Origin of the sequence: Streptomyces xylophagus, assembly GCF_000716435.1 — a bacterium.
In the GTDB taxonomy this organism is placed as follows: Bacteria; Actinomycetota; Actinomycetes; order Streptomycetales; family Streptomycetaceae; genus Streptomyces; species Streptomyces xylophagus.
The window spans coordinates 1-528 of sequence record NZ_JNWO01000127.1 but is presented as its reverse complement, the minus strand read 5'-3'; the positions used below and the strand labels follow the sequence as shown (position 1 = coordinate 528).

The following is a 528-nucleotide window of genomic DNA, read 5'->3' as shown; positions in this document are numbered from 1 at the left end:
GGCTTGGGTTGGTTGCGGGGTGCGGGTGGGTGGAGGCTGGTCGCGCAGTTCCCCGCGCCCCTGGGGTATCGGGGTGGGGGTCGGTCGGTGGCGGGAGCGGGGTTACGGCCGGGTCCGGGGGTGGGTGGCTTGGGTTGTGTGCGGGGTGCGGGTGGTGGGGGCTGGTCGCGCAGTTCCTCGCGCCCCTGAGGGCATCGGGGTGGGGGTCGGTGGGTGGCGGGAGCGGAGTTGCGGCCGGGGCGGAGGTGGGTGGGGGCTTGTCGCGCCCGCGCGGCGGAGCCGCATATCGACACAGCCCCGCGCCCCTGGGGCATCGGGGTAGGCGGGGTGAGGAGGCGGGGGCGGCTACTCGTTCGTGAACTCCTCTATCACCGTTGCTCCCAGCTCCCGCACGATCAGTTCGTGGCCGGAGAGGGCCGACTCGTCGAGGTCGGGGTCGTCGTCCTCCGGGGTGTCGTCCTCGGCCGACACCGTGCGGGGCGCCGGCGCCGGCGCCGGGGCGGGGGCGGCGGGGGGTTGGGCTTGGGT

General features: G+C 75.8%; 1 pseudogene. It reads right to left on the bottom strand.

From position 1 onward, the window contains the following. Positions 1–345 precede the first annotated feature (345 nt). Positions 346–528: pseudogene (locus OO70_RS50595) on the bottom strand (DNA polymerase III subunit gamma/tau); the annotation flags it as partial.